General features: G+C 63.3%; 23 protein-coding genes and 4 pseudogenes. 19 read left to right on the top strand and 8 right to left on the bottom strand.

What is annotated here, in order from left to right; genetic code table 11:
- The first annotated feature begins 27 nt into the window (after positions 1-27).
- From AC5P5V_RS16465 to AC5P5V_RS16425, 9 genes and pseudogenes are all read left to right on the top strand, one after another.
- Positions 28-1,182: a TrbL/VirB6 family protein gene (locus tag AC5P5V_RS16465; protein WP_231352760.1), complete on the top strand. Its 1,155-nt coding sequence runs from the start codon at positions 28-30 to the stop codon at positions 1,180-1,182.
- A 34-nt stretch (positions 1,183-1,216) separates the two neighbouring features.
- The gene (locus tag AC5P5V_RS16460) at positions 1,217-1,741 is read left to right on the top strand and encodes a DUF4189 domain-containing protein (RefSeq protein ID WP_082783389.1); all 525 of its coding nucleotides are present in this window, start codon (positions 1,217-1,219) and stop codon (positions 1,739-1,741) included.
- Positions 1,742-1,843: 102 nt separating this feature from the next.
- On the top strand, positions 1,844-2,341 hold the full coding sequence (locus tag AC5P5V_RS16455) for a DUF4189 domain-containing protein (RefSeq protein ID WP_231352180.1): 498 nt from the start codon (positions 1,844-1,846) through the stop codon (positions 2,339-2,341).
- 144 nt (positions 2,342-2,485) lie between these two features.
- Positions 2,486-2,845, top strand: a pseudogene (locus AC5P5V_RS16450) (TrbL/VirB6 family protein); the annotation flags it as partial.
- Positions 2,846-2,854: 9 nt separating this feature from the next.
- Positions 2,855-3,391 carry a DUF4189 domain-containing protein gene (locus AC5P5V_RS16445; protein WP_231352179.1) on the top strand — a complete coding sequence of 179 codons (537 nt, stop codon included), beginning with the start codon at positions 2,855-2,857 and terminating at the stop codon, positions 3,389-3,391.
- A 45-nt stretch (positions 3,392-3,436) separates the two neighbouring features.
- A pseudogene (locus tag AC5P5V_RS16440) lies at positions 3,437-4,204 on the top strand (TrbL/VirB6 family protein); the annotation flags it as partial.
- Positions 4,205-4,369: 165 nt separating this feature from the next.
- Positions 4,370-4,762 carry a DUF4189 domain-containing protein gene (locus AC5P5V_RS16435; RefSeq protein ID WP_265330106.1) on the top strand — a complete coding sequence of 131 codons (393 nt, stop codon included), beginning with the start codon at positions 4,370-4,372 and terminating at the stop codon, positions 4,760-4,762.
- A 189-nt stretch (positions 4,763-4,951) separates the two neighbouring features.
- Positions 4,952-5,890, top strand: a pseudogene (locus AC5P5V_RS16430) (TrbL/VirB6 family protein); the annotation flags it as partial.
- Between the two features lie 59 nt (positions 5,891-5,949).
- Positions 5,950-6,465 (top strand): DUF4189 domain-containing protein, encoded by a 516-nt coding sequence (locus AC5P5V_RS16425; RefSeq protein ID WP_321573214.1) that lies wholly within the window; start codon positions 5,950-5,952, stop codon positions 6,463-6,465.
- Here the strand turns inward: AC5P5V_RS16425 and AC5P5V_RS16420 are convergent.
- A pseudogene (locus AC5P5V_RS16420) lies at positions 6,442-7,099 on the bottom strand (transposase); the annotation flags it as partial. The gene AC5P5V_RS16425 and the pseudogene AC5P5V_RS16420 overlap by 24 nt on opposite strands.
- A gap of 476 nt (positions 7,100-7,575) precedes the next feature.
- On the opposite strand from AC5P5V_RS16420, the gene AC5P5V_RS16415 reads away from it, so the two are divergent.
- The 4 genes from AC5P5V_RS16415 (at position 7,576) to AC5P5V_RS16400 (ending at position 11,780) form a co-directional block, all read left to right on the top strand.
- Entirely contained in the window at positions 7,576-8,322 is a 747-nt protein-coding gene (locus tag AC5P5V_RS16415; RefSeq protein WP_134968014.1) for a hypothetical protein, read from the top strand.
- Positions 8,323-8,812: 490 nt separating this feature from the next.
- On the top strand, positions 8,813-9,349 hold the full coding sequence (locus tag AC5P5V_RS16410; RefSeq protein WP_032954278.1) for a hypothetical protein: 537 nt from the start codon (positions 8,813-8,815) through the stop codon (positions 9,347-9,349).
- A gap of 57 nt (positions 9,350-9,406) precedes the next feature.
- On the top strand, positions 9,407-10,414 hold the full coding sequence (locus AC5P5V_RS16405; protein ID WP_005417198.1) for an XVIPCD domain-containing protein: 1,008 nt from the start codon (positions 9,407-9,409) through the stop codon (positions 10,412-10,414).
- A gap of 97 nt (positions 10,415-10,511) precedes the next feature.
- Positions 10,512-11,780: a hypothetical protein gene (locus AC5P5V_RS16400; protein ID WP_404830589.1), complete on the top strand. Its 1,269-nt coding sequence runs from the start codon at positions 10,512-10,514 to the stop codon at positions 11,778-11,780.
- A 52-nt stretch (positions 11,781-11,832) separates the two neighbouring features.
- On the opposite strand, the gene AC5P5V_RS16395 is transcribed toward AC5P5V_RS16400, so the two are convergent.
- The 3 genes from AC5P5V_RS16395 to AC5P5V_RS16385 are packed head-to-tail and all read right to left on the bottom strand — an operon-like array spanning position 11,833 to position 14,526.
- Positions 11,833-13,161, bottom strand: coding sequence for an XVIPCD domain-containing protein (locus tag AC5P5V_RS16395; protein WP_134968012.1), 1,329 nt, complete (start codon positions 13,159-13,161; stop codon positions 11,833-11,835).
- The gene (locus AC5P5V_RS16390) at positions 13,158-13,811 is read right to left on the bottom strand and encodes a hypothetical protein (protein WP_134968011.1); all 654 of its coding nucleotides are present in this window, start codon (positions 13,809-13,811) and stop codon (positions 13,158-13,160) included. Before AC5P5V_RS16390 ends, AC5P5V_RS16395 begins: the two co-directional genes overlap by 4 nt.
- 43 nt (positions 13,812-13,854) lie before the next feature.
- Positions 13,855-14,526 carry a hypothetical protein gene (locus AC5P5V_RS16385; protein WP_134968010.1) on the bottom strand — a complete coding sequence of 224 codons (672 nt, stop codon included), beginning with the start codon at positions 14,524-14,526 and terminating at the stop codon, positions 13,855-13,857.
- 246 nt (positions 14,527-14,772) lie between these two features.
- On the opposite strand from AC5P5V_RS16385, the gene AC5P5V_RS16380 reads away from it, so the two are divergent.
- Positions 14,773-15,282 carry a GNAT family N-acetyltransferase gene (locus tag AC5P5V_RS16380; protein ID WP_231352178.1) on the top strand — a complete coding sequence of 170 codons (510 nt, stop codon included), beginning with the start codon at positions 14,773-14,775 and terminating at the stop codon, positions 15,280-15,282.
- Positions 15,283-15,313: 31 nt separating this feature from the next.
- On the opposite strand, the gene AC5P5V_RS16375 is transcribed toward AC5P5V_RS16380, so the two are convergent.
- On the bottom strand, positions 15,314-15,751 hold the full coding sequence (locus tag AC5P5V_RS16375; RefSeq protein ID WP_134968008.1) for an acetyltransferase: 438 nt from the start codon (positions 15,749-15,751) through the stop codon (positions 15,314-15,316).
- Between the two features lie 68 nt (positions 15,752-15,819).
- On the bottom strand, positions 15,820-16,587 hold the full coding sequence (locus tag AC5P5V_RS16370) for an NAD(P)H-dependent oxidoreductase (protein ID WP_134968007.1): 768 nt from the start codon (positions 16,585-16,587) through the stop codon (positions 15,820-15,822).
- Positions 16,588-16,665: 78 nt separating this feature from the next.
- Here AC5P5V_RS16370 and AC5P5V_RS16365 point away from each other — a divergent pair, with 78 nt between their 5' ends.
- The 5 genes from AC5P5V_RS16365 to AC5P5V_RS16345 all read left to right on the top strand — a co-directional run bounded on the left by AC5P5V_RS16365 (position 16,666) and on the right by AC5P5V_RS16345 (position 20,546).
- The gene (locus AC5P5V_RS16365; protein WP_061479054.1) at positions 16,666-17,025 is read left to right on the top strand and encodes a winged helix-turn-helix transcriptional regulator; all 360 of its coding nucleotides are present in this window, start codon (positions 16,666-16,668) and stop codon (positions 17,023-17,025) included.
- A 75-nt stretch (positions 17,026-17,100) separates the two neighbouring features.
- Complete coding sequence (tadA, locus tag AC5P5V_RS16360; protein WP_058981408.1) at positions 17,101-17,625, top strand: tRNA adenosine(34) deaminase TadA; 525 nt, start codon at positions 17,101-17,103, stop codon at positions 17,623-17,625.
- A 74-nt stretch (positions 17,626-17,699) separates the two neighbouring features.
- A complete protein-coding gene (gene orn / locus AC5P5V_RS16355) occupies positions 17,700-18,272 on the top strand; it encodes an oligoribonuclease (protein ID WP_019660274.1) in 573 nt (190 codons plus the stop codon).
- Positions 18,273-18,415: 143 nt separating this feature from the next.
- Complete coding sequence (locus tag AC5P5V_RS16350; protein WP_134968006.1) at positions 18,416-19,291, top strand: EcsC family protein; 876 nt, start codon at positions 18,416-18,418, stop codon at positions 19,289-19,291.
- A 139-nt stretch (positions 19,292-19,430) separates the two neighbouring features.
- Positions 19,431-20,546 carry an alkene reductase gene (locus AC5P5V_RS16345; protein ID WP_134968005.1) on the top strand — a complete coding sequence of 372 codons (1,116 nt, stop codon included), beginning with the start codon at positions 19,431-19,433 and terminating at the stop codon, positions 20,544-20,546.
- A gap of 89 nt (positions 20,547-20,635) precedes the next feature.
- Here AC5P5V_RS16345 and AC5P5V_RS16340 read toward each other — a convergent pair whose 3' ends face one another.
- Positions 20,636-21,529 (bottom strand): mechanosensitive ion channel family protein, encoded by an 894-nt coding sequence (locus AC5P5V_RS16340; RefSeq protein WP_049435556.1) that lies wholly within the window; start codon positions 21,527-21,529, stop codon positions 20,636-20,638.
- Between the two features lie 110 nt (positions 21,530-21,639).
- On the bottom strand, positions 21,640-21,802 hold a 163-nt coding region (locus AC5P5V_RS16335; RefSeq protein ID WP_308141063.1), incomplete at its 5' end, for an IS3 family transposase.

Genomic DNA, 21,802 nt, shown 5'->3' with positions numbered 1-21,802 from the left:
TAACGGAATTACCAAGGGATTGTGGAAATGACGATCAGGTGGCTGGCCAACTTTGATTTCTCAGGCGGATTGCAGGATCTGCTGGGCTACGCTGTGCGTGTCCAGTCGATCGGCGATTTCGTCTTCTTCAAGCTGATCATGGATTACCTGCGCGACAGGATCAGTGACTACGGCATCGACCTGATGGGGCGCATGATGTCCTGGGTCGGTGGCATTGCCCTGGTGCTGATGACGCTGTGGGTACTGATCCAGGGCTTCCGGATCGTCACCGGCCGCAGCCGCGACTCCATGATGGTGCTGGTGACCAATATGGCGCGCGCGGCGTTGATTGTGAGCGTTGCCACCAGCATGGCGATGTTCGGCAGCAACCTGCAGAAATTCCTCAACGAGGACGTCAAAGGCCTGATCACCCACGTGGTGACCGGCAAGGACCAGCAGCCGGAAGACCAGATCGACAAGAGCTTGGCCTGGATGCAGGTGGCGCTGTCGAGCATTGATGGCATCAAGATCCTGAATGATCCAGGGTTGCAGGCGGACAAGACCCGGGCGCTGTGGTTCATCGGCCTGGGCACGGGCGGCCCGGCGGTCACCGCTGGTGCGATGTTACTGCTCTACGAGGTCGCGCTGGCGCTGTTCATCGGCCTGGGTCCCTTGTTCATTCTGTGTCTGCTGTTCGACCAGACCAAGCAGCTGTTCCAGCGATGGCTGTTCTACGGCATCGGCACGATGTTCTCGATGGCGGTACTGGCAGCGATGGTATCGATCGCGCTGGACATGGTGATCCGTGTCTCGACCGCGTTCTGGTCCACCGCCTTGGTCAACAAGTTCCTACTCGAAGGCGCCTCCAGCGACGGCATGACCAGCCAGGCGATGCAGCAGGGCGGCATGGGCCTGATCCTCACGACCCTGATTCTGACTGCGCCCCCAATGGCGGCCATGTTCTTCCAGGGGACCTTGGGTGGTTTCGCGCCATACTCCCAGATCGGTGGATCGGCAGCGGGCCAGCCGGGTCCACAGGGCCAGCCGCCGGGTTCGTATACGCCGGCAGCGCCTTCGAATAATGACGTGCGGCAGACCGAGGTTCATTCAGGAAGTATGGTGAGGAACTCGATGCCTCCGAGCTCGACCGGCGAAGCAAGAACTGCCCCGAGTACGATAGGTGCTGCCAGATCTAATGATTAGTGCTATTAGTGACATCCGTTGAAGGTGCGTAGCCATGCCAAAAAAATCAGTTGGAAAGTTGATTTCCAAATTACTCGTTCTTTCGGCACTTTTTCTTGTTGCTGAATCCTCTGTGGCAGAAGGGCGATGCCCGCCTGGCCAGTACCCGATAGGTGACAGTCGGGCACCGGGATGTGCGCCAATTCCTGCGGGTAGCAGCGGAGACGCTGGACCCAGAGCGACGGGCCGGTGGATCAAGACTTGGGGCGCCATCGCAATGTCCAATTCTGGGGCATCAGGTGTTTCGGTCGGGAAGGTAAAGAAGAGGGAGGCTGAAAAGGCAGCAATGGTTGAGTGCGAAGCGACCGGCGCACGTGATTGCGACATCGCCTTTACGTACAAGCACCAGTGTGCGGCGGCCGCGACTGCGAGCTCGGGCACTCAAGGTACGAACTTTGGGAGCGGAGAGACTGTTGATGTTGCCAAGAAGGTCGCTACTGAACTCTGTCAGTCCCGAGGGGGACGGGGTTGTGGTGTCGTGTATTCGGCATGCACAGAACCAAAGTTCGAGGCTTTCTAGATAATTTTTTTGCAGCCGCACCGCGACAGTAGGCGCGTTGAAGGGGGATTCTCGGCATCTTGATCGGATGCGATCTGCCTTCAAGCTTGAGAAGAGAATTTCATGAGGGCTATTTTTATTTTGTTGTTGTGCCTAGTGCCATTCTTGACTTTTGCCGAGGGCAGATGTCCTCCTGGCCAGTATCCAATAGGGGACAGCCGCGCTCCAGGCTGCGCTCCAATCCCTGCTGGTGGTGGCGGAGCTGCGGAAGGGCCGCGTGCCACCGGCCGTTGGATAAAGACATGGGGAGCGATTGCAACTTCTTCTACCGGCGCCTCGGGAACAGTCACTGGTGAGGTTAAGAAATCAGACGCCGCGAAGAATGCAGTTTCTGAATGTGCTAGCTCAGGGGCGCGTGATTGCCGAGTTTCGTTCACCTATAAGAATCAGTGCGCTGCGGCGGCTGTTCCTAGCTCTGGAACCCCTGGGACTAGCTTTGGCAGTGCAGCTACGGAAGAGCTTGCCAAAGGCGTAGCTACTAAATTGTGCGATTCCCGCGGCGGACGTGGCTGTGATGTTGTTTACTCAGCCTGCACAGAGCCAAAATTCGAAACGTTTTAACGCATCGATAGCTGGCATCCCGATGGTGGCGCTAGCTGCAGCGCCCATAATGGCGATCTTCTTCCTGACTTGCAGCGATGATCTCAATCTAGCTGTACATAGTGTCTCGGCAGCGCTCTGATCGACTGCGTCGGTCACAAGTTCCTGCTCGACGGTGCCTCCAGCGACGGCATGACCAGCCAGGCGATGCCGCAGGGCGGCATGGGATTGATCCTGACGACCTTGATTCTGACTGCGCCCCCAATGGCGGCCATGTTCTTCCAGGGCACGCTGGGTAGCTTCATGGCATATTCGCAGATAGATGGCAGCCCGGTTGCTGCTGCGCCGGGACCTAATGGACAGCCGCCGGGTAGCTATTACACGCCGGATAAACCTTCAACGAGCGGTGGCAGTCAATCGGGTGGATCGACTTCAGTTGGGAGCAATGTCGTAGTCACTGGCAGCAACTCCACAGCTGGGTCAGGCAATTCTGATACTGGCCGTAAAGGCTTAGCTTCGAACTAGAGGCCGGAGATGAAGTCAATTCGTGTCTATTCAGGTGCAATAATCCTGCTGGGTCTGGGAATCATTGCCTGCCAATTGCCACAGACGGCCAACGCAGAAGGTAGGTGTCCTCCTGGTCAGTATCCAATTGGTGGTCAGGGAGTCGGCGGCTGTGCTCCCATCCCAGGTGGTACCACTGGAGCAGGCCAAGCGTCGCCTGTTGCGACAGGGCGTTGGATCAAGACTTGGGGGGCCATCGCTTTAGCGAAGGGGGGCGATGTCGGCGTGGCTCTCGGTAAGCGAAGGAAGAGGGATGCGGCTTCGGAGTCCCTTGCTAATTGCGCACAGCGGGGGGCTACGGATTGCAGGGTGGTATTGGAGTTCAATAATCAGTGTGCAGCATTCGTATCCCCCAGTGATGCAAGATTTGGTGGCTCCACGTTTGCGCGTGCGGCATCTGTTGATGCTGCGAGTAAGATGGCTGTGGATGCGTGCTTAAAGCAGGGGAGCGATGGCTGTAAAGTGATTTATTCTGGATGCACCGAGCCTGAGTTTGAGAACTTCTGAGGTTGCGCTTATTGAGTTTCTGGCTGAAAACGTAGAAATGCCTGATTAGCCGGAAAAGACAATGCGCCGGATGAGCAGATCGACAAGAGCTTGGCCTGGATGCAAGTGGCGCTGTCGAGCATTGATGGCATCAAGATCCTGAATGATCCAGGGTTGCAGGCGGACAAGACCCGGGCGCTGTGGTTCATCGGCCTGGGCACTGGCGGCCCGGCGGTCACCGCTGGTGCGATGTTGCTGCTCTACGAGGTCGCGCTGGCGCTGTTCATCGGCTTGGGTCCCTTGTTCATTCTGTGTCTGCTGTTCGACCAGACCAAGCAGCTGTTCCAGCGATGGCTGTTCTACGGCATCGGCACGATGTTCTTGATGGCGGTACTGGCAGCGATGGTATCGATCGCGCTGGACATGGTGATCCGTGTCTCGACCGCGTTCTGGTCCACCGCCCTGGTCAACAAGTTCCTGCTCGAAGGCGCCTCCAGCGACGGCATGACCAGCCAGGCGATGCAGCAGGGCGGCATGGGCCTGATTCTCACAACCCTGATCCTGACCGCTCCCCCAATGGCAGCGATGTTCTTCCAAGGAACCTTGGGCAGCTTCATGGCATATTCGCAGATAGGTGGCAGCCCGGTGGCGCAGGCGCCGGGGCCCAGCGGGCAGCCGCCGGGTAGTTACTACACGCCAGCGACGCCAGAGAAGGGACGAACTGTCGACTCCGGTGACTACAGTAGTCAGTCAACAAACCGCATGACATTGCCGCAGTCGGATGCGACAAAGATTGCGGAAACTGGCCAGCGAGCTGCTCATTCTGGTAGATAGTGATTCAGGCGTATTTGGAGAGTTAACGTGAAGCGCATTGTGATCTCCCTCTTTTGGATTTGCTCTGCTTTGTTCTTGCTTGTGACAGAAGATGCCCAAGCGGAGGGGCGCTGCCCGCCCGGACAATATCCGATTGGCGGACAGGGGGTTGGTGGATGTGCGCCAATGCCGGGCTCTAATGGAGGCGATGCAGGGTCGAGTGGTCCGGTCGCGACTGGCCGCTGGATCAAAACCTGGGGAGCTATTGCAACCGCAGTAAGCACAGGTGATATGGGGGCTTCGGTTGGAAGGCGTTCAAAGCAGGAAGCTTCGTCCGAGGCGCTTTCCCGTTGCGCAAGCCATGGCGCTAGAGATTGCAAAGTCGGAACTACCTACAAGAACCAGTGTGTTGCATATGCTGATCCCGAGAGGGGGGGTAAGGGCCGTGTCTCCTATTCGGTTGCAGGCTCCAAGGAGGAGGCTGCAAATCGAGTCTTGTCCCATTGCGCGGACATCGGTGGCGGCCAGTGCAAAGTTCTTTATACAGATTGTTCTGAGCCGATCTTTGAGTCGTTCTAGTCTCATGACTGCCGTGACATCTTTGATGGTATGAGCGTACCTGAGCCAAGCTGCTCAAGAGCCTGGGGTAGAACGCGCGGCTGAAGAAGCCGCTCGGCGAGAAGTTGAGCGAGAACGACTTCATCAAGGTTGCATTGCGACTCGTGCACCTTGTTTAGTGGGCAAGTGTTCTTCTACTGCGCTGGGAAAGTGGTGCAGAGCTATCGGATCGTCACCGGCCGCAGCCGGGATTCGATGATGATCCTGGTGACCAACATGGCGCGCGCCGCCCTGATCGTGGGGGTGGCGACGAGCATGGGCATGTTCGGTCGCGACCTCCATGAATTTCTGACGGAAGACGTGAAGGGGCTGATCACGCACGTTGTGACCGGCAAGGACGAAAAGCCCGAGGCGCAGATCGACAAGAGCCTTGCCTGGATGCAGGTGGCGTTGTCCAGCATCGATGGGATCAAGATTCTCAATGATCCCGAGCTGCAGGCTGACAAGACCCGCGCGATGTGGTTCATCGGCCTGGGCACGGGTGGCCCTGCGGTGGGGGCAGGTTCCATGTTGCTGCTGTATGAGGTCGCCATGGCCCTGTTCATCGGCTTGGGACCACTGTTCATTCTGTGCCTTCTGTTCGACCAGACCAAGCAGCTGTTCCAGCGATGGCTGTTCTACGGTATTGGAACCATGTTCTCCATGGCGGTACTGGCGGCGATGGTCTCGATCGCGCTGGACATGGTGATCCGCGTGTCGGCCTCGTTCTGGATGACGGCGCTTGTGAACAAGTTCCCGCTCATGGGCGCATCCAGTGACGGTATGACCAGTCAGGCGATGCAGCAGGGCGGCATGGGATTGATCCTGACTACCTTGATTCTGACTGCGCCCCCAATGGCGGCCATGTTCTTCCAGGGCACCTTGGGTAGCTTCATGGCATATTCGCAGATAGGCGGTAGCCCGGTGGCGCAGGCGCCTGGGCCGAGCGGACAGCCGCCGGGTAGTTACTACACGCCGGATAAGCCATCCAACAACGCTAATGTGTCCACCAACACCCAGGACGCGACCGCTGGAGTATCACGCATGACGTTGCCGCAGAGTTCGACGTTGGGAGCACAGGAGACGGGTCTTCGGGGAGCAAATCGTTAGGTCCGCCGTCCTCCATGATGGCCGTTTCACCGAATTGTCTTGGTCGTTGAATAGAGCTTATGAAAATTGAGAAAGTGATGCTGTTAGTTCTGTTGCTCGCGTTCTCTGTATGTGCATATGCGGAGGGTCGTTGTCCGCCCGGACAGTACCCGATTGGCGGCCAAGGAGTAGGCGGCTGCGCTCCGATCCCTGGTGGAACTGGTGGGGGGGAGGTTCCGAGCCCTCGAGCGACCGGGCGTTGGATAAAGACCTGGGGGGCCATCTCTCGTTCGATTACAACGGGTGACGTGGGCGCTTCTGTCGGAAAGCGTGCCAAGGCGGAAGCAATAGCTGAGGCGCAGTCGCGATGCGCATCGTATGGGGCGGTGGACTGCGCTGTTGGGCTCACCTACAAGAATCAGTGTGCTGCTCTCGTGGCTCCTGAATCTGGGTCTGGTGGGAGGATATCAATGGCTGGAGGGCCTTCTAAAGATGTCGCTACAAAGGCAGCGATGAAGAGTTGTTTAGATAACGGGGGGAGGGCTTGCGTGGTTAAGTACACCGACTGCAGTGAGCCCTTGTTTGAGAAGTTCTGACTCAACTGTGAACTTGTCCTGCTCGCTGCCGTTGTCCACATTGACTGCGCCCGGCGATCCTCGCTGGGCTGCCAACCTTGTCATTGCCTCCGCCACATGCTCCCCGCGTAGCGACTGGTCCACGACGATGGCAAGACACTCACGCGTGAAGTAATCAACCACGGTCAGCATCCGGAAACGGCGACCGTCAAACAGTGCGTCGCTGACGAAGTCCATTCCCCAAAGTGCATTGGGAGCAACGGCTACCTTTATCGGCTGACGCTGGCGTGCACTTCTACTGCGCCGAGGCAGGCAATGCCTTAAAGAAAGGCCTTCCTCCTTGCAAATACGATGGACCGGCCGACCCGGGTGCGTCGCTGGGCAGGCCTCAGAACTTTTTTGTGACCACCTCCTGCAACATGGCTTTGTCCAGGCTGAGATCAGCAACCAATTGCTTGAGCTTTCGGTTTTCCTCTTCCAGCAGCCTTAAACGTTTCAATTCCGAATGGCCAAGTCCACCGTACTTATTTCGCCATACGTTGAAGGTTGCCTCGGCAATACCCATTTTCCTGCAGATCTCGCCAGCTGCCGTTCCCAGCTCCGCCTGCTTCAGCGCGTAGGCAATCTGCTCCTCGGTGAAACGCGACTTCTTCATGCCTGAATCCTCGTTTGTCACGGGGCCCAATGCTGCCGACGTCTCTACTTTAGCCTGCACCAGTTTTCTGGGGGTGGGTCACTTTCGTTCACGCTTAAGGTGCCGACTCTGCGCCAAAGGGGGGGCGTCCCGCGAGGCGACGCACCTGGCCGTGCCATAGGGCGCCATCCGCGCTACCGTGAGTCTTCGCGCCATTCGAAGGAACGAATCATGCAGAATCCAGGCCGTGTTGCCTTGCTGATTGGCGGACTGCTGTTCGCTTCGCTGGCACAAGCCACTGATAGCTGGGTCATCTTCACCGGTGGCGAAACGCCGAACCGCGAGGCATGGGTGGTCGATGCGCAAACGCTCGCCGACCGCTCGGATCTGGGCGGTTTTCTTCAGCGTGCCATGCCGGCAGAGCAGAACGCGTACCTGAAGCAATTGCGCCGCAGGAAGCGGCCAAAGCCCGGTGAGCCCGTTGCTGGGCCGGAGCCGTGTACGAGATCCAGGTCGATACCGTCTACGAGAACGCGACCAAACCGAATCGATTGGTCAGAAAGTACTGGGTGAACTGCTCACGGAACACCGTGGCCATCAGGACGAGTCTGATCCAGTGGCGCGATCGGCCAATGGAGAACGACCCTCCGGATAAGTTCGAACCGCGAACCGAGGCGATTGCTCCTTGGCAGGTGCAACTGGTGCGTTTTGCCTGTCTCGTGGGGCCTGATCCCAAGGCCAAGGTGCCGGCGGAAATGATGAAGCGTGGCTTCCTTTCCATCGGTGACGTCGGGCAATCGCCTGTGGATTTCATCTGGGGCAGCCTGTGGAAGGACGGCAAGCGCCCAGCATTCACCTATCGGCCGACCGACGCTGAAATGGATCGTACTGTGCGTAGCCTGGAAGCGACTGTGGCGCGCGGCCAGAATGAAACCAGCAGAGCTCTGGATGAGTCGCGTCGCGCAGCGAACCGGGTGGGTCGCAACAATCTCATGGAGCTGTGGATCGGCAAGACAGAGCAGGAATTCGTGCGGACGTGGGGCCCACCGGATCGTGTGGAGATTGGGGCCGATGGTTCGCGCACCTTGTACCTGCATCGTGGCGAGCGTATGCAGGGATTGAATGCTTATGGGCATGTCGTCAGTGACGTCAACCATCGATGCGATATCACGGTGCTGACGATGGACGGCTACGTCCGTGACTACGCCACACAGGGGGCTACATGCGCGCAGCAGTTGCGCTGATTGTGATTGCTGGCTACGACGCGAGGCAGCAAAGCATGGGCGGCGTGTCGCGGCTAGCCGCACGGGCGGCGCAGGCTTTCCGTGCAACATCGCCTTAGCCGAATCAGGTCTTGTGTGGGGTCGCAGCGCATCCCCGCGGTGCCATCCGCCGCGAATCTGTTTACCCGATAAGCCACCATTCACGTTAACCGCGCTTTTTATGTGATCAAGTGCGCTTTTCATCCCGAGCCCCCTTCGACGAGCGCTGCCTCCTCGAAGTAAGCTGCGTGCGCGTCAAAATCCCGGCGCGCCGGTGCCATCGAACGCAGGAGCTTTTCCGTCCATGAGGACTGTGTCCCCCCGCGATGCGGGTGACGCTTGCCACCATCGCGGTTGCCGTGGGCTCGGGGCTATCATCCGCCATGGCGGCCGCAGGACACGTGCGAGGCATCGCCCCGTTTCCGGCCTCCGCTCGGGAACTGGCAAGACGGGATTGAAGGAGTTGCAGGGGATGGAGAAGGGGAGTGGCGTACACATGGACAATGCCCTGGCGTTCGTTCCGTCCGGCGCGAACCTGCTGGAAGCCGTGCGCGGTGATCTGACGGGCAATGGTTTCCAGGACCAGCTGCTGGTGATCGACCAACCTCCTCCGGAGGGCTTGCTGCCCGGCGAGCACGGGCCCAACCGGGTGCTGTTGCTGCTGCTGGGCGACGCCACGGGCCGATGGCAGTTGGCGGCGCGCAACGACAAGCTGGTGCCGTGTTCCACCCGGGGAGGCATTGCCGGCGATCCCTTCGCGTACGTGACCATCGAGGATGGTGCGTTCAGTGTGATCACCAACGGCGGCAGTCGCGAACGCTGGAGCAGCGTCTACACGTTCCGGTATGCACCTGCCGAGCAGGCGTGCTGGGTGCATGGCGTGCAGCGCAGGGTGGTCGACACCGAGACCGAAGCCACCCATACGCGTGACTTCTCGGCCGCCGAACTTGGCCGGGTGCGGTTCGAGGATTTCGATCCGTCCGTCGTCGCCGACGTCAGCTTGCCCTGAGTGCCATGCCGGTGAGGAGGCGGGAGTACCCAACGATGATCGAGCAGGAGTTTCACCGTGTCGCAGGATAGGGAGTCGCAGCTGTTGCGGCAGGCCACGGAGGCCGGCATGACCTCGTCCCGGGAACTGGCCAACTTCATGGCGCAGGCCGGGCACGAGTCCCGTGGCCTGAGCCGGCTCAATGAAAGTTTCAACTTCACCCGGGGTATCTCGCAGATCCCGGTGGAAGCGGCGTGGCGCAATGGCAATGGTGCGCTTGAGAGCGCGCGCCAGGAGGCGCTGCGTGGGCGGCCGGAGAACCTGGCCGAACTGATGTATGGCGGGCGTATGGGCAATGACGCGCCTGGCGACGCGCTGAAGTATCACGGCCGTGGCTATCTGCCTCTGGTCGGCAAAGAGAATTACGAGCGTGCCGGCAAGGCGCTGGATCTGGACCTGGTGAATCACCCGGAACTGGCCGCGCAGCCCGAGCACGCAGGCCGCATTGCCGTGTGGCAGTGGCAGACGCGGGTGCCGGAAGCGGCGCGCGAGGACGTGCGCGAAGCGACGCGCGCGATCAATGGTGGCCTGAACGGCATCGAGGCCCGCCAGCAGCGATTCGAGGTGTGGCAGCAGAAGCTGACGCCTGATGTGATGGCGCGGCTGGAGCGGGGCGAAGTCGGGGCGCCGGCCCAGCAGGCCACCGTGCGCGACATGTCGCAGCCTGGCGCGCCGGGACATGCCCTGTTCCAGGGCGCCCGCCACCATCTGCAGCAGATGGGACCACAAAGCGGTCTGCGCAGCGTGCAGGAACTGGACAATGCTGCCGGCGCACTGGCGCTGAGCGCGCAGAAGGCGGGGATGTCGCGCATCGATCATCTCCTGGCTGGCAACGACGGCCGCACGTTGTTTGCCGTGCAGGGCGCGCTGGGTGACCCGGCCATGCTGCGCGCTTCGGTCGAGCGCGAACAGGCGGCGCAGCAGCCGCTGGCGCAGAGCAGCCAGCAGTTGGCCGCCAGTGTCGCCCAGCAGGACCCCGCGGCCGCGCTCGCCCGCGAGCAGGAGCAGCGCTCTCGATCCCTGTAGCACCTGATGCCGGCGGGCAGAGTGCCCGCAGGCGCTTTACGTACGACGCGTGGCGCCCTGTGGCGCCGACATGGAAACCCACTCGTAAGGACACCACATGCGAATCGTTCCCTCGAATACCCGGCACGCCGCTGCCCGCTGCACTGCGTCCGTGCGCCGCCTGCCGCCGGTCTGGCTGTTGTCACTTGGACTTGTCGCGGGGGCGGCACAGGTTCAGGAGGCAGCGGGACCTGTGGTGGAGACGGCCCCCGCTGCCCAGGCTACCGTTGAGGCGCCTGCGGAGGCGGCGCCCGTTGCAGCGCCCGTGGCGGCCGACGCCGTTGTCGCGGCGCCGACGCCCGAGGTGTCGGCTGCCGTGATACCCCCTGCGGCCCCTGTGGTGGACGCGCAGCCGGCGACGACTGCGGATCCGGCGCCGGCGCCCGTTGCGCCCGCAGCGCCGGCACCTGTGGCTGCACCGCCCGCCTCCGTCGAGCCAACCGTTCCCGCGGTAGCGCCCGCTCCGCCCGCATTGGCCATCGTGCCGTTGCCGCCCGAGCAGGCGACCGAGCGGGCGCTCGGTGCTCGCTGCCCGGTGGATCTGGCCGGGCGACTGGCGACCCAGGGCGACCTGCTGATTGGCGCCTGCCAGGGCACGATGCCGGCGCATCTGGCCGCGTTGCTGGTCGCGCTGCCCGTGCAGGACATCCACCTGCCGCGCAGCTGGCGCGAGCGTGAGGTGCGGCAGAAGGCCTGGTTCAAGGCTGTGCCGGGCTACGGCCAGCGCCCGGACTTCATCGTGCGGATGGGCGACATCTGGGTGCGTTCGCTGGAAGGGCGCGACGCCGACAGCACGTTCTATCTGGTGTCGGCGCCGTTCACCTGCAGCGACCAGGTTGCCAACCGGGATGAGTACGGCGCGGAGCCGGTCCGCGTACCCGCAGGTGATTGCCGCGAGGCTTATGTGGCCCAGCGTGTGTACCAGGTCCGCGGGGATGCGGCGCCGCGGGATGTGACCGCCGATGCCATGCCGACGATGCCCCCGGTCACGGAGGCCGATCGTGCGCGCCAGCTGTCGCGTGAGGGCCGGATCAGCCTGGACCACAGCAAGCTGCAGTACGGCCCGGCCATGCGTTGGTTCGTGCAATACCCGGAGTCGGCGCAGAAGGGTGGTCCGCGCGCCTACAGTGACTGGAACCGTGAGCACATCGCGTTTGTGGTCTGGACCGGTGATCGCTTCGAGCTGCGCGAGAAGGTCGCGCGCGCGCAGTGGCCCTGTGACCCGGTGGCACCCGGCGATCGCGCCTGTGGCGGATTCCCGGATTCCGGGCCCGATCTGTTCGTGACGGCCGCAGCATCCGTGCCAATGGCAGCGTCCAGCCCCTGAGCCGGAGTCTCGAAGTGATGCGGGAGCCGGGCTGACCGGCTCCCGCGCTGCATCAGGCCTGCAGGCTGCGGGTCTGGTTCCGCTGCTGTTCCAGCTGCTGGTCGCGCTCCAGCGCAACGCGCTGGTCGGCGGCCTGCTGGTCGATGCGCTGGCTGCTCTGTTCCAGCGGGGTGTTCATCGCCACTGCCGTATCCACCGACACACGAAGGTGGGCGGGGTCGCCGCCCTGGCCCTGCACGGCGAAGCTGCGCGAGGCATCGGCATTCATGACCACTTCGTCGATGCGCTTGCCGCCTGCTGCGTGCATTTCGGCGGCCAGACTGCCTGCCAGCTGCGTGCTCATCACGTCTGGTACCCGGCCGACGCGGACATCCTGCGCGTGCACGCCACGGATCGCGTCGTTGAACAGTGGGTTGCCCACATGGTTGGCATCGTCCATGCGCAGCATGTTGGTGTGATGGCCGTTCTTCTCCGCTTCGCGGCGTGCCGGCTCACCGGGCTGCAGCGGGCCGCGGATGTGGTCGTACAGGTCGACGGCGCCGCCTGGAATGCCCCGCGCCGCGCGGGTGACACCACGGCGCAGTGATTCAACGTCGTCGCGGTACTCCTCGATCATCCTGGCGTTGTCTTTTGCCAGCTTCTGCGTTTCCGGGTGCTGCAGCACCGAGCCGTCACCGAGGAAGTTGCCCAGCTTGTGCGCGCCGAACGAGCTGCCTGCGGCGATGATCGGTCGGTCGGGGATAAGGGCGCGCAACGAGTGATTGCTGAAACCGTTCGCGGCGAGCGTGCTGATTTCATTCGGCCTGGCGTAGATGCGCACCTGGCCGAAGTGCGGCGACGCTGCGCTGACCGGATCGGAGGCCATGACATGGTTGATCATGGTGTTGCCGCCTTCCGGGATGCGGTAGCTGAGGCTGACCGCGCCATAGGCGTTGAAGGTTTCGCCCTTGACGTTGAAATGGTGCGAGGTGATCTGGGCCAGAGCGCCGCCGAGAGAGTGGCCGGTGACGGTGACTTCGGGGGGGCGCTGTCCGAGATCCTGCCCCTCCTTCTTGGCGTAGGCGAGGGCGCGTTGGGTCAGCGCGATGGCATCCGGTGCCTGCACGTTGGTGCGGGCGACAACCATGCCACCATCGGTCAGGATCGCATCGCGGGCGATCTGTTCGGTGCCGCGATGTGCGACGACAATCTCGTTGGTATCGACTCGCTGGTAGATCGTTCCCTGATAACCGTTCAGTCGATTGTCGACGTGCTCGAGGATCTTGTACTCATGCCCGTTGATCGCTACGAGCTCTTCTTTGCCGGGAGCGCGTCGACCGACCGCACGGTCCTTGTACACGTCGTCGGAAATGCCCGCGTAGTCTTGGCTGCTGAGGCTCATTGGCGGACCTCATTGGCTTCAAGTGAAGCCGAGAACAGCGCATTCTGCAGTTCAGGGCGGAACTTGGTGGGGTCTTCCTGGCCGCTTGCGCCGTAGTCAGGAATCTCGTTCACGCGCGGATAGTCCGAACGAGGATAGTGGCGAGTTTCGGTCTCGCCTTTGACGAAGGGCGCTGCTTCAATGAATGAAAGGAAGCGCGTCTCGCCTTCGGCACCCGTCGCTTTCAGCATCGCGCCGGCACCGGTGAACTCCCACTTGCAGACACCGCGACCGTAGTAGTCCTCGTCCAGCATGCGATCGATGTATACGGTGCCGCGGTATTCGCCATCAGCGACCTTGCGCAGCTCCACTGGTTCCTGGCTGGTGATGCGTGCAGCCGTGCCTGTGGCCGGCTCGATGTGGCCGCACTGGTCTTCGTTGGTGACGTCGTACTGCGCGACGGCTTCGACCACCGCGAAATCACCGGGGGCGTCCTTCAGGCGCAGCACCAGTTCATAGGCCTTGCGCGGGCTGGGGTTGAGCTTGGCGAGGCCGCGCCCACCCTGGGCGACATCGGCTTCAGCAGCGGCACGTTCCTGGTTCATGGCGGTCTCCGGATGGCAGGCGGTCAACAGAAGCAGAGCAAGGCACGGAATCATCTTGTGGCGCAATGTCGGCCTCCTTGGGGATAGGGGTGAATGAGGCACTGGCAGCTCATGGCGTGAGCTTCTGCACAGTGGTGGTGGTTGAGAACAGCGCGTCGCGCAGATCTTCGCTGTACCCCGACGGAGCTTCCTCGCCACTGGCACCAAAATTGGCGACAGTGTCGGCGCGCGGATAGACAAGGTTCGGGTAATAAAGCGTCAGAGGCGAGTCGTTCTCCATGCGCTTCTTGTCGACGAACGTCAGGAATCGCGTATCCGCCTTGCTGGTCGTGGCGCGCAACATCGCACCGACGCCCGACAGCGTCCAAACGCAGGCGCCGCGCCCGTAGTAGTCCTCATCCAGCATGCGGTCCAGGTAGAACGTACCGCGGTACTCGTTCTCGCTGACCTTGTGCAGGGTGACGGGCTCTTGGCTGGTAATACGGCTGGCGGTACCGGTCGCCCTCAGGACCCGGCCGCAGTCCTTGTGGTTGCTGACGTCGTACTGGGCAACGCCCTCGACGACCGCGAAGGGACCAGGGGCATCCTTCAGTGTCAGTACCAGCTCGTAGCCCTGCTGCGGTGACGGGTTGAGCTTGGCCAGGCCGCGTCCACCTGCGGCAACGTCACGCTCTGCGTCCGCGTAGGGCGAACATGCCGCCAGCGGGACGAGGGCGAGCAATGCCAGCAGCGGCCGCCCCCTGGGTTCGGGGCGAGCTACACCCATGGCGCGAGCCTGCATCGTGCGTCCATGTCCATCTATCCTTCCTGGGTGGCAGGTTTCTCGATTATGGAACGTGCCGGGAGCGCTGTGCCACCCTTGGAGACGGATTTTTGACGCGCCGGGGAGGCATTGCCCGGGCGGATCGCTTGCCGCACAAGGCTCGCGATCGTCACGGTGGCATTGCTGCCGGGGGCATCTCTGCGGCTGAATCCGTGACTGAAATCAATCATTCACATGTCCATCACTTTATAGAAGGCGCTTTCCTTGAACTGCATGATCCGCCCTGAAAACCGCGAAGACCGTGCTGTCATCCACGCACTCACCGAGGCAGCCTTCCGCGAAGCCCCGCACAGCAGCCATACCGAGCAGTTCATTGTGGATGCACTGCGTTCGCGTGGAGAGCTGAGTCTCTCGCTGGTCGCCGAGAAGGACGGGCAGGTCGTCGGGCATGTTGCCTTGTCGCCGGTGACGATCAGCGATGGCAGCACCGGCTGGTTTGGCCTGGGGCCAATTTCGGTGCTGCCCGGATGGCAGGGGCAGGGTGTCGGCGCGGCGCTGATGCATGCGGCGCTTGATGCACTGCGTGAGCAGGGGAAGCAGGGCTGCGTATTGCTGGGAGAACCCGCGTACTACGGTCGATTCGGATTCCGCGCCGAGCCCGGCCTGGTGCTGCCGGGTGTGCCGCCAGAGTACTTCCAGGCGCTGTGCCTGAGGCCGCCGATGGCGCAGGGAGAGGTCCAGTACTCACCGGCATTCGAAGCGACGGTCGGATGATCGGGGGCGGGCCTCGAACATCCGTCGAATGTCAGCCGTTGTACCGGAGATGGATCAGCGGATACGGGCGGCCCTGCGAATCCAGCGGTGAACGTCCGGTTTCGACGAAGCCCATGCGCAGGTAGAAGCCGACGGCCTGTGCGTTCTGTTCGTTGACGTCAGTGCTCAGCTGCGGATGCTGGGCAAGTGCATGTTGCAGCAGTTGCCGGCCGATCCCGGTGCCACGTACCTCGGGATCGATGAACAGCGCTTCCATGTGCGTGCCGTCGATCAGCATGAAGCCCAGCGGCCGATCCTGTGCATCGACAGCAACGGTCATCGGCGCCTGCGGCAGGAAACCGGCCACTTCGGCATCGATGGCCTGGCGGTCTTCGGCACTGAGGAAGTCGTGGGTGGCGTCGACGGCGCGACGCCAGAGGTCGACAAGGGCGGCGCCGTCGTCGGCGCGAGAGGGGCGCAGGGTGCTCATGGGTTCACCAAGGTGCTTCGGAAGAGTGCGAAGTATGAGGCTTTCCGGTAGCGCATGCAGGCGAAGATTCATCCCGCGTCGCGGTGGCGGATGAAGGGGCTGTGCGCGATCGCGTCCGCGCGCAGCACCACCCCATCCTCGAAGTCATCGCTGTCGTTGAAGGGCACGATTGGCCACTGCCGCCAGTACGTCAGTCGCTCGCGGTAGGAGAGGGTGGCTGCAACCAGTGCTTCGTCGTGGGCCTGCACGCGTTCCGCTGCAAGCCCGGAACGCACGCCATGCACCACGCATGGCTCCATCACCTCGAAGCCGACGTAGCGCAGGCTGTACATCAACGGCCACAGCAGCAATCGGGTGTCGCCTTCGCGGCCGTCCACCGCGCATGCCCGTGCCGATGAACCGGTGGTGACGCTCAGCAATGCACGCTTGCCCTGCATCACGCCATGTTCGTGGCGCTGACGGCTGTTGTACATCGGCCCATATACCAGCACGCGGTCCAGCCAGCCCTTGAGGATGGCTGGCGCCGCGAACCACCACAGCGGGAACTGCAGGATCACCAGGTCTGCGACCCGCAGCAGGTGCAGGTGACGTCGCACATCGGCGGGTAACTGCTCCAGTTCGGCGCTGTGGCGTTGTTCGCGCTGGGCATCGAAGCGCTCGGGCTGCAGGCGCCTTGAATGATGATGGGCCGCTTCCAGTGGATCGAAGCCTTCCGCATACAGGTCGACCACGTCCACCTGCAGGGCGTCATGGCGCAGCTGTTCGGCGGCCTGCGCGGCCAGGTAGGCGTTGAACGAGCGGGGTTCGGGATGGGCAAGCAGGATCAGGGCGCGCATGGGGCGAGGTGTTGGTGGAGTGTGCGACCATCCTCGCGATGCCGGAGTGCCCCGGCAATTACGCACCTTGAGGTAACCATGGCCTGTCCGGGCGATGTCTATGCCGCCGATTGTTCGGCACGTGATGCGCTGGCGCTGATCTCCGGCAAGTGGGTGATGCTGCTGTTGCCGGCACTGGCGCAGGGGCCGCTGCGCAATGGCGCGCTGCTGCGGAAGATCGAAGGCATCTCGCAGAAGGTGTTGACCCAGACCCTGCGGCAGCTGGAGCGCAATGGCCTGGTCGAGCGGTGTGAGCTGGGCAAAAAGCCACTGCATGTGGAGTACCGGCTGACCGAAGTCGCGCGTGGCCTGGTTGACACGCTGTCCGCTCTGGACCGTTGGGCCGAGCACAACTTCCCGGCACTGGACGCCGCCCGCGAGCGCTTCGACGCACGCTAGCGCCGCCTGCACGGCCGCGGGCGTACAATGCGGCCCCGGCGGCCATCCTGGCCCTGCACACACGCGAGAACCGCCATGACCGATGCCCTGGGTGTACCGGTGCACGACGCCGATGAACACTGGATGCGCCATGCGCTGGCGCTGGCCGAGCGTGCGCAGCGCGAGTACGACGAGATCCCCGTTGGTGCGGTACTGGTGGGCGCCGATGGCCAGCTGCTGGGCGAGGGCTGGAACCTCAACATCGCCTCGCACGATCCCAGTGCGCATGCCGAGATCGTGGCCATGCGCGCCGGCGGCACGCGGCTGGCCAATCATCGGCTGCTCGGCAGCACCCTGTACGTGACCCTCGAACCCTGCGCGATGTGCGCGATGGCCATCGTGCATGCACGCGTCGCCCGCTTGGTCTACGGCGCCAGCGACCCCAAGACCGGTGCCTGCGGCAGCGTGTTCGACCTGCTGGGCGATGCCCGCCACAACCACCGGGTGGAGATCCACGGTGGAGTGCTGGCCAAGGAGGCCAGCATGCGCCTGACCAATTATTTCCGCGCCAAGCGCGGCAAACCGCCGCTGCTGCTGGAAGACCACGCCGGCGAGGGCTGAGGGGCGAACGGGTATGATGGGCGCCCCTTTCCTTCACCGGTGGGCCGCGCGCCTGCCCAGCAACGAGGCGACACATGGCGGACAACGGCGCGGCCAACGAGCGGCTGATCTGGATCGACCTGGAAATGACCGGGTTGGATACCGACAACGATTCGATCATCGAGATCGCCACCGTGGTCACTGATGCCCAGCTGAACGTGCTGGCCGAAGGGCCGGAATTCGCCATCCACCATCCGCTGGAAACGCTGGAAGCGATGGATGAGTGGAACCGCAACCAGCACCGCCGCTCGGGCCTGTGGCAGCGCGTGGTGGACAGCACCACCACCCTGGGCCAGGCCGAGGCGCAGACGGTGAACTTCCTGGCGCAGTGGATTCCGGCCGGCCTTTCGCCGATGTGCGGCAACTCGATCTGCCAGGATCGCCGCTTCCTGCACCGCCAGATGCCGAGGCTGGAGAAGTACTTCCACTACCGCAACCTGGACGTGTCCACGGTGAAGGAACTGGCCAAGCGCTGGGCGCCGAGCGTGGCCGCCGGCGTCGGCAAGAACAGCAACCATACCGCGCTGAGCGATGTACACGATTCAATCGCCGAGCTGCGCCACTACCGCCAGTTCATGGGCGCGCTGTCGGGCCTGCCGGCTGCCTGAACGACGCCGCCGGGCATGGCCCGGCGCTACCGGGTGACACGCCAACGGGTAGTGCCGGCCGCTGACCGGCAAGGCGCCGGATCGGGCCCGTCTGTGGTGCCCCGCGACGAAGCGTTCAACTTCCGGGCGCTAAGATCGGCGCCATGAACGAGCCCATCTTGCTCCCCCGCGACATCGCCCATGACGCACGCGACTGGTCCGACCTGCAGCGCGCGGTGGCCCTGCTGGAAGCGCCGACCCTGACCGCGCGCATGGCCAACCTGGTCGGTACGCCGCTGGAGTTCGCGGTGAAGGCGCTGCCCAGCTCGGTCTCCAACCGCATCCACGGTGCGGTGCAGGCGGCACTGTCCAAGTCGGCGCGGGCAGCCCTGTGGAGCATGGACAACTCGCCCGGCAAGGGAGCGTCGACCCGCTGGCACAAACTGGCGGCAGCCACCTCCGGTGCGGTCGGCGGCGCCTTCGGCTTTGCCGCCTTGCTCATCGAGTTGCCGGTGTCGACCACGATCATGATGCGTGCTGTGGCCGACGTCGCCCGCAGCGAGGGGTTTGACCTGTCCGAGTTCAGCACCCGCCAGGCGTGCCTGGAGGTGTTCGCGCTGGGCGGCAACTCGCCGCGTGATGACGCCAGCGAGACGGGCTATTACCTGGCCCGCGGCTTCACCACCGATGTGATGCGCCACCTGTCGGCCGAGCTGGCCGGGCGGGTGGTGACCGGCCGCGACCTGACGCTGGGCGTGGCGCCGAAGGAAGCCGGCAAGCTGCTGGCGAAGATGGTGGAGAAGGTGGCGGCGCGCTTTGGCGTGGTCGTTACCGAGAAGTTCGCCGCGCAGGCGGTGCCGGTCGTTGGTGCCGCCGCGGGTGCAGCGCTGAACACCATGTTCACCGACTACTACCAGGACATGGCGCGTGGTCACTTCATCGTGCGCCGGCTGGAGTTGAAGTACGGGGAAGATGTGGTGCGCACCTGCTATGACCGCGTGGCACACGGTGCTGTAAAGATCGAGCCAAGGGTGGAGTAGATCCACGCCATGCGTGGATGAGCCCTCGTACCGGGTGATCCTTGCCGTGGGGGAACAACTGTTTTGCCAGTGCGTGCCTGTTGCCTGGCGGGGGCCATCCCCATTCTTGGTGGCACTCCTCCCGCAAGAGATCGCCGCCATGTTGTTCACTCCTCATCATCTGGGCGCACTGACGCTGCCCAACCGCATCGTGATGCCGCCGATGACCCGCTCGCGCTCGTCGGCCGGCAACGTGCCCACTGCCGAAATGGCCACGTATTACGCGCAGCGCGCCAGCGCCGGCCTGATCGTCAGCGAAGGCACCCAGATCAGCCCTCAGGGCCAGGGCTATGCCTGGACCCCGGGCATCCATAGCCCGGACCAGGTGAAGGGCTGGCGCCGGGTGACCGATGCCGTGCACGCTGCCGGCGGTCGCATCTACGCCCAGCTGTGGCATGTCGGCCGGGTCTCGCACGTGGCGCTGCAGCCGGGTGGCGCCGCGCCGGTGTCGTCGTCGGCGTTGTTGGCGGAAGGCGTGAAGGTGTTCGTCGACCCGACCGGGGCAGGCCCCGAAGCCGGGGTAGGCGAAATGATCCAGCATTCGATGCCGCGCGCGCTGCGCGAAGACGAGATTCCGGGCATCGTCGCCGACTACGCCCAGGCGGCACGCAACGCGCTGGACGCAGGCTTCGATGGCGTGGAGTTGCACGGTGCCAATGGCTACCTGATCAACCAGTTCATCGACTCGCAGGCCAACCAGCGCACCGACGGCTATGGCGGCGCGTTGCAGAACCGCCTGCGGTTCCTGCGCGAGGTGGTGCAGGCGGTGGTTGCGGTGGTCGGTGGTGACCGCGTCGGCGTGCGCCTGGCGCCACTGACCACCTTGCAGGGCGCGGTCGACGATACGCCGCAGGCGACCTATCTGGCCGCCTCGCATCTGCTGGGCGAGCTCGGCGTCGGTTACCTGCACATCGCCGAGGCCGACTGGGACGACGCACCGCTGATGCCGGTGGCGTTCAAGCAGGCGCTGCGCATGGTCTACCCGGGTACGCTGATCTATGCCGGCAAGTACACCGCCGAGCGTGCCGAGCAGGCACTGGCCGAAGGCTGGGCCGACCTGATCGGCTTCGGTCGCCCGTTCATCGCCAACCCGGATCTGCCTGAGCGCCTGCGCCTGGGGGCGGAACTGAATCCGCCGGATCGTGCGACATTCTTTGGCGGTGGCGCGGTCGGCTTCACCGATTACCCGACGCTGGAAGAGAGCGTCGCGGCCTGATCCTGAAGGCTGCCGGCCGCTGGCCGGCATTTCAATGTCGTATCGCCGATGGGTGGGTGCCGACCGTTGGTCGGCACTGCCGGCATGGATCAGGGCTTGTCGCGCACCAGCGCGTCCGCCTCGACCACACCGCCATCCTTTCCATGCAGGTACAGGTGCATGTCCTGCTGCGGGTACGGGATGTTGATGCCGGCCTTGTCGAAGCCCAGCTTGAGCTGCTCCAGCAGCGTGACCTTGGTGCCGAACCAGTCGGCCGACTTCACGTAGCAGCGGATGCCGAGGTTGATCGCGTGCGCACCCAACTCGTACACCACCACGTCCGGTGCCGGCGTCTGCAGCACGCGCGGGTCCGCCTTCATCAGCGCCAGCGCGGTGTCGCGTGCCAGCTGGATGTTGTCCTCGTAGCCGATGCCGATCACCAGTTCGACGCGGCGGGTCGGCTCGGCGGTCAGGTTGATGATCGGTGCGGCGGTGATCAGCGTGTTTGGAATGGTGGTGTGCTGGTTGTCGGCACCGGTGATGACGGTCTGGAAAATGCGCACTTCGCGCACCGTGCCGGTCTGTCCGGCAACGGTGACCACGTCGCCGACGCGGAACGGCCGCAGTGTCACCAGCATCACGCCCGAGGCGATGTTGGACAGCGAATCCTTCAGGGCAAGGCCAACGGCCAGGCCGGCGGTGCCGAGCACGGCCAGCAGCGGCGTGATCTGCACGCCCAGCGTGCCGATGGCCAGCACCACCACGATCACCAGCGACGCGGCGTACACCACGTTGCGCAGGAAGCTGCCCAGCATCGGGTCCACGCCCATGCGCGCTGTGGCGCGCGGCATCGCATTGGACAGGCGACGCGCCACCCACAGGCCCACCAGCAGCACCACGATGGCGGCCAGTAACGGCACACCGTAGGTTTCCAGCAGGCGCTCCCAGTTGAGCGAGTGGAACCAGGGCGTTGCGGCGGGGGCGGGAGGTGCGGCGGCGATCATGCGGAAGTCCTTTGCTGCGTAGCGATGTCTGCGTGGGGCTGGGCGTGCGCGGACGCCAGAAACAGCAAGCCCCGCAGAGTGAAGTGACCCCCGAGACTTGGACGGTGGGGTCAGGCGGCTGCTTGGGCCTGCTCCCGGTACTTTACCGGGCTTAGCCCCTTCAATTTCAATCTGATTCGCTCTTGGTTGTAGTACTTGATGTACTCCACCAGCCCGGCCTCCAGGCTTTCGATGCTGTCAAAGCTGTTCAGGTAGAAGAACTCCGACTTCAGC

Source organism: Stenotrophomonas sp. YJH_SMC_130, assembly GCF_059369035.1.
This window is presented reverse-complemented; position numbering and strand designations above follow the sequence as displayed.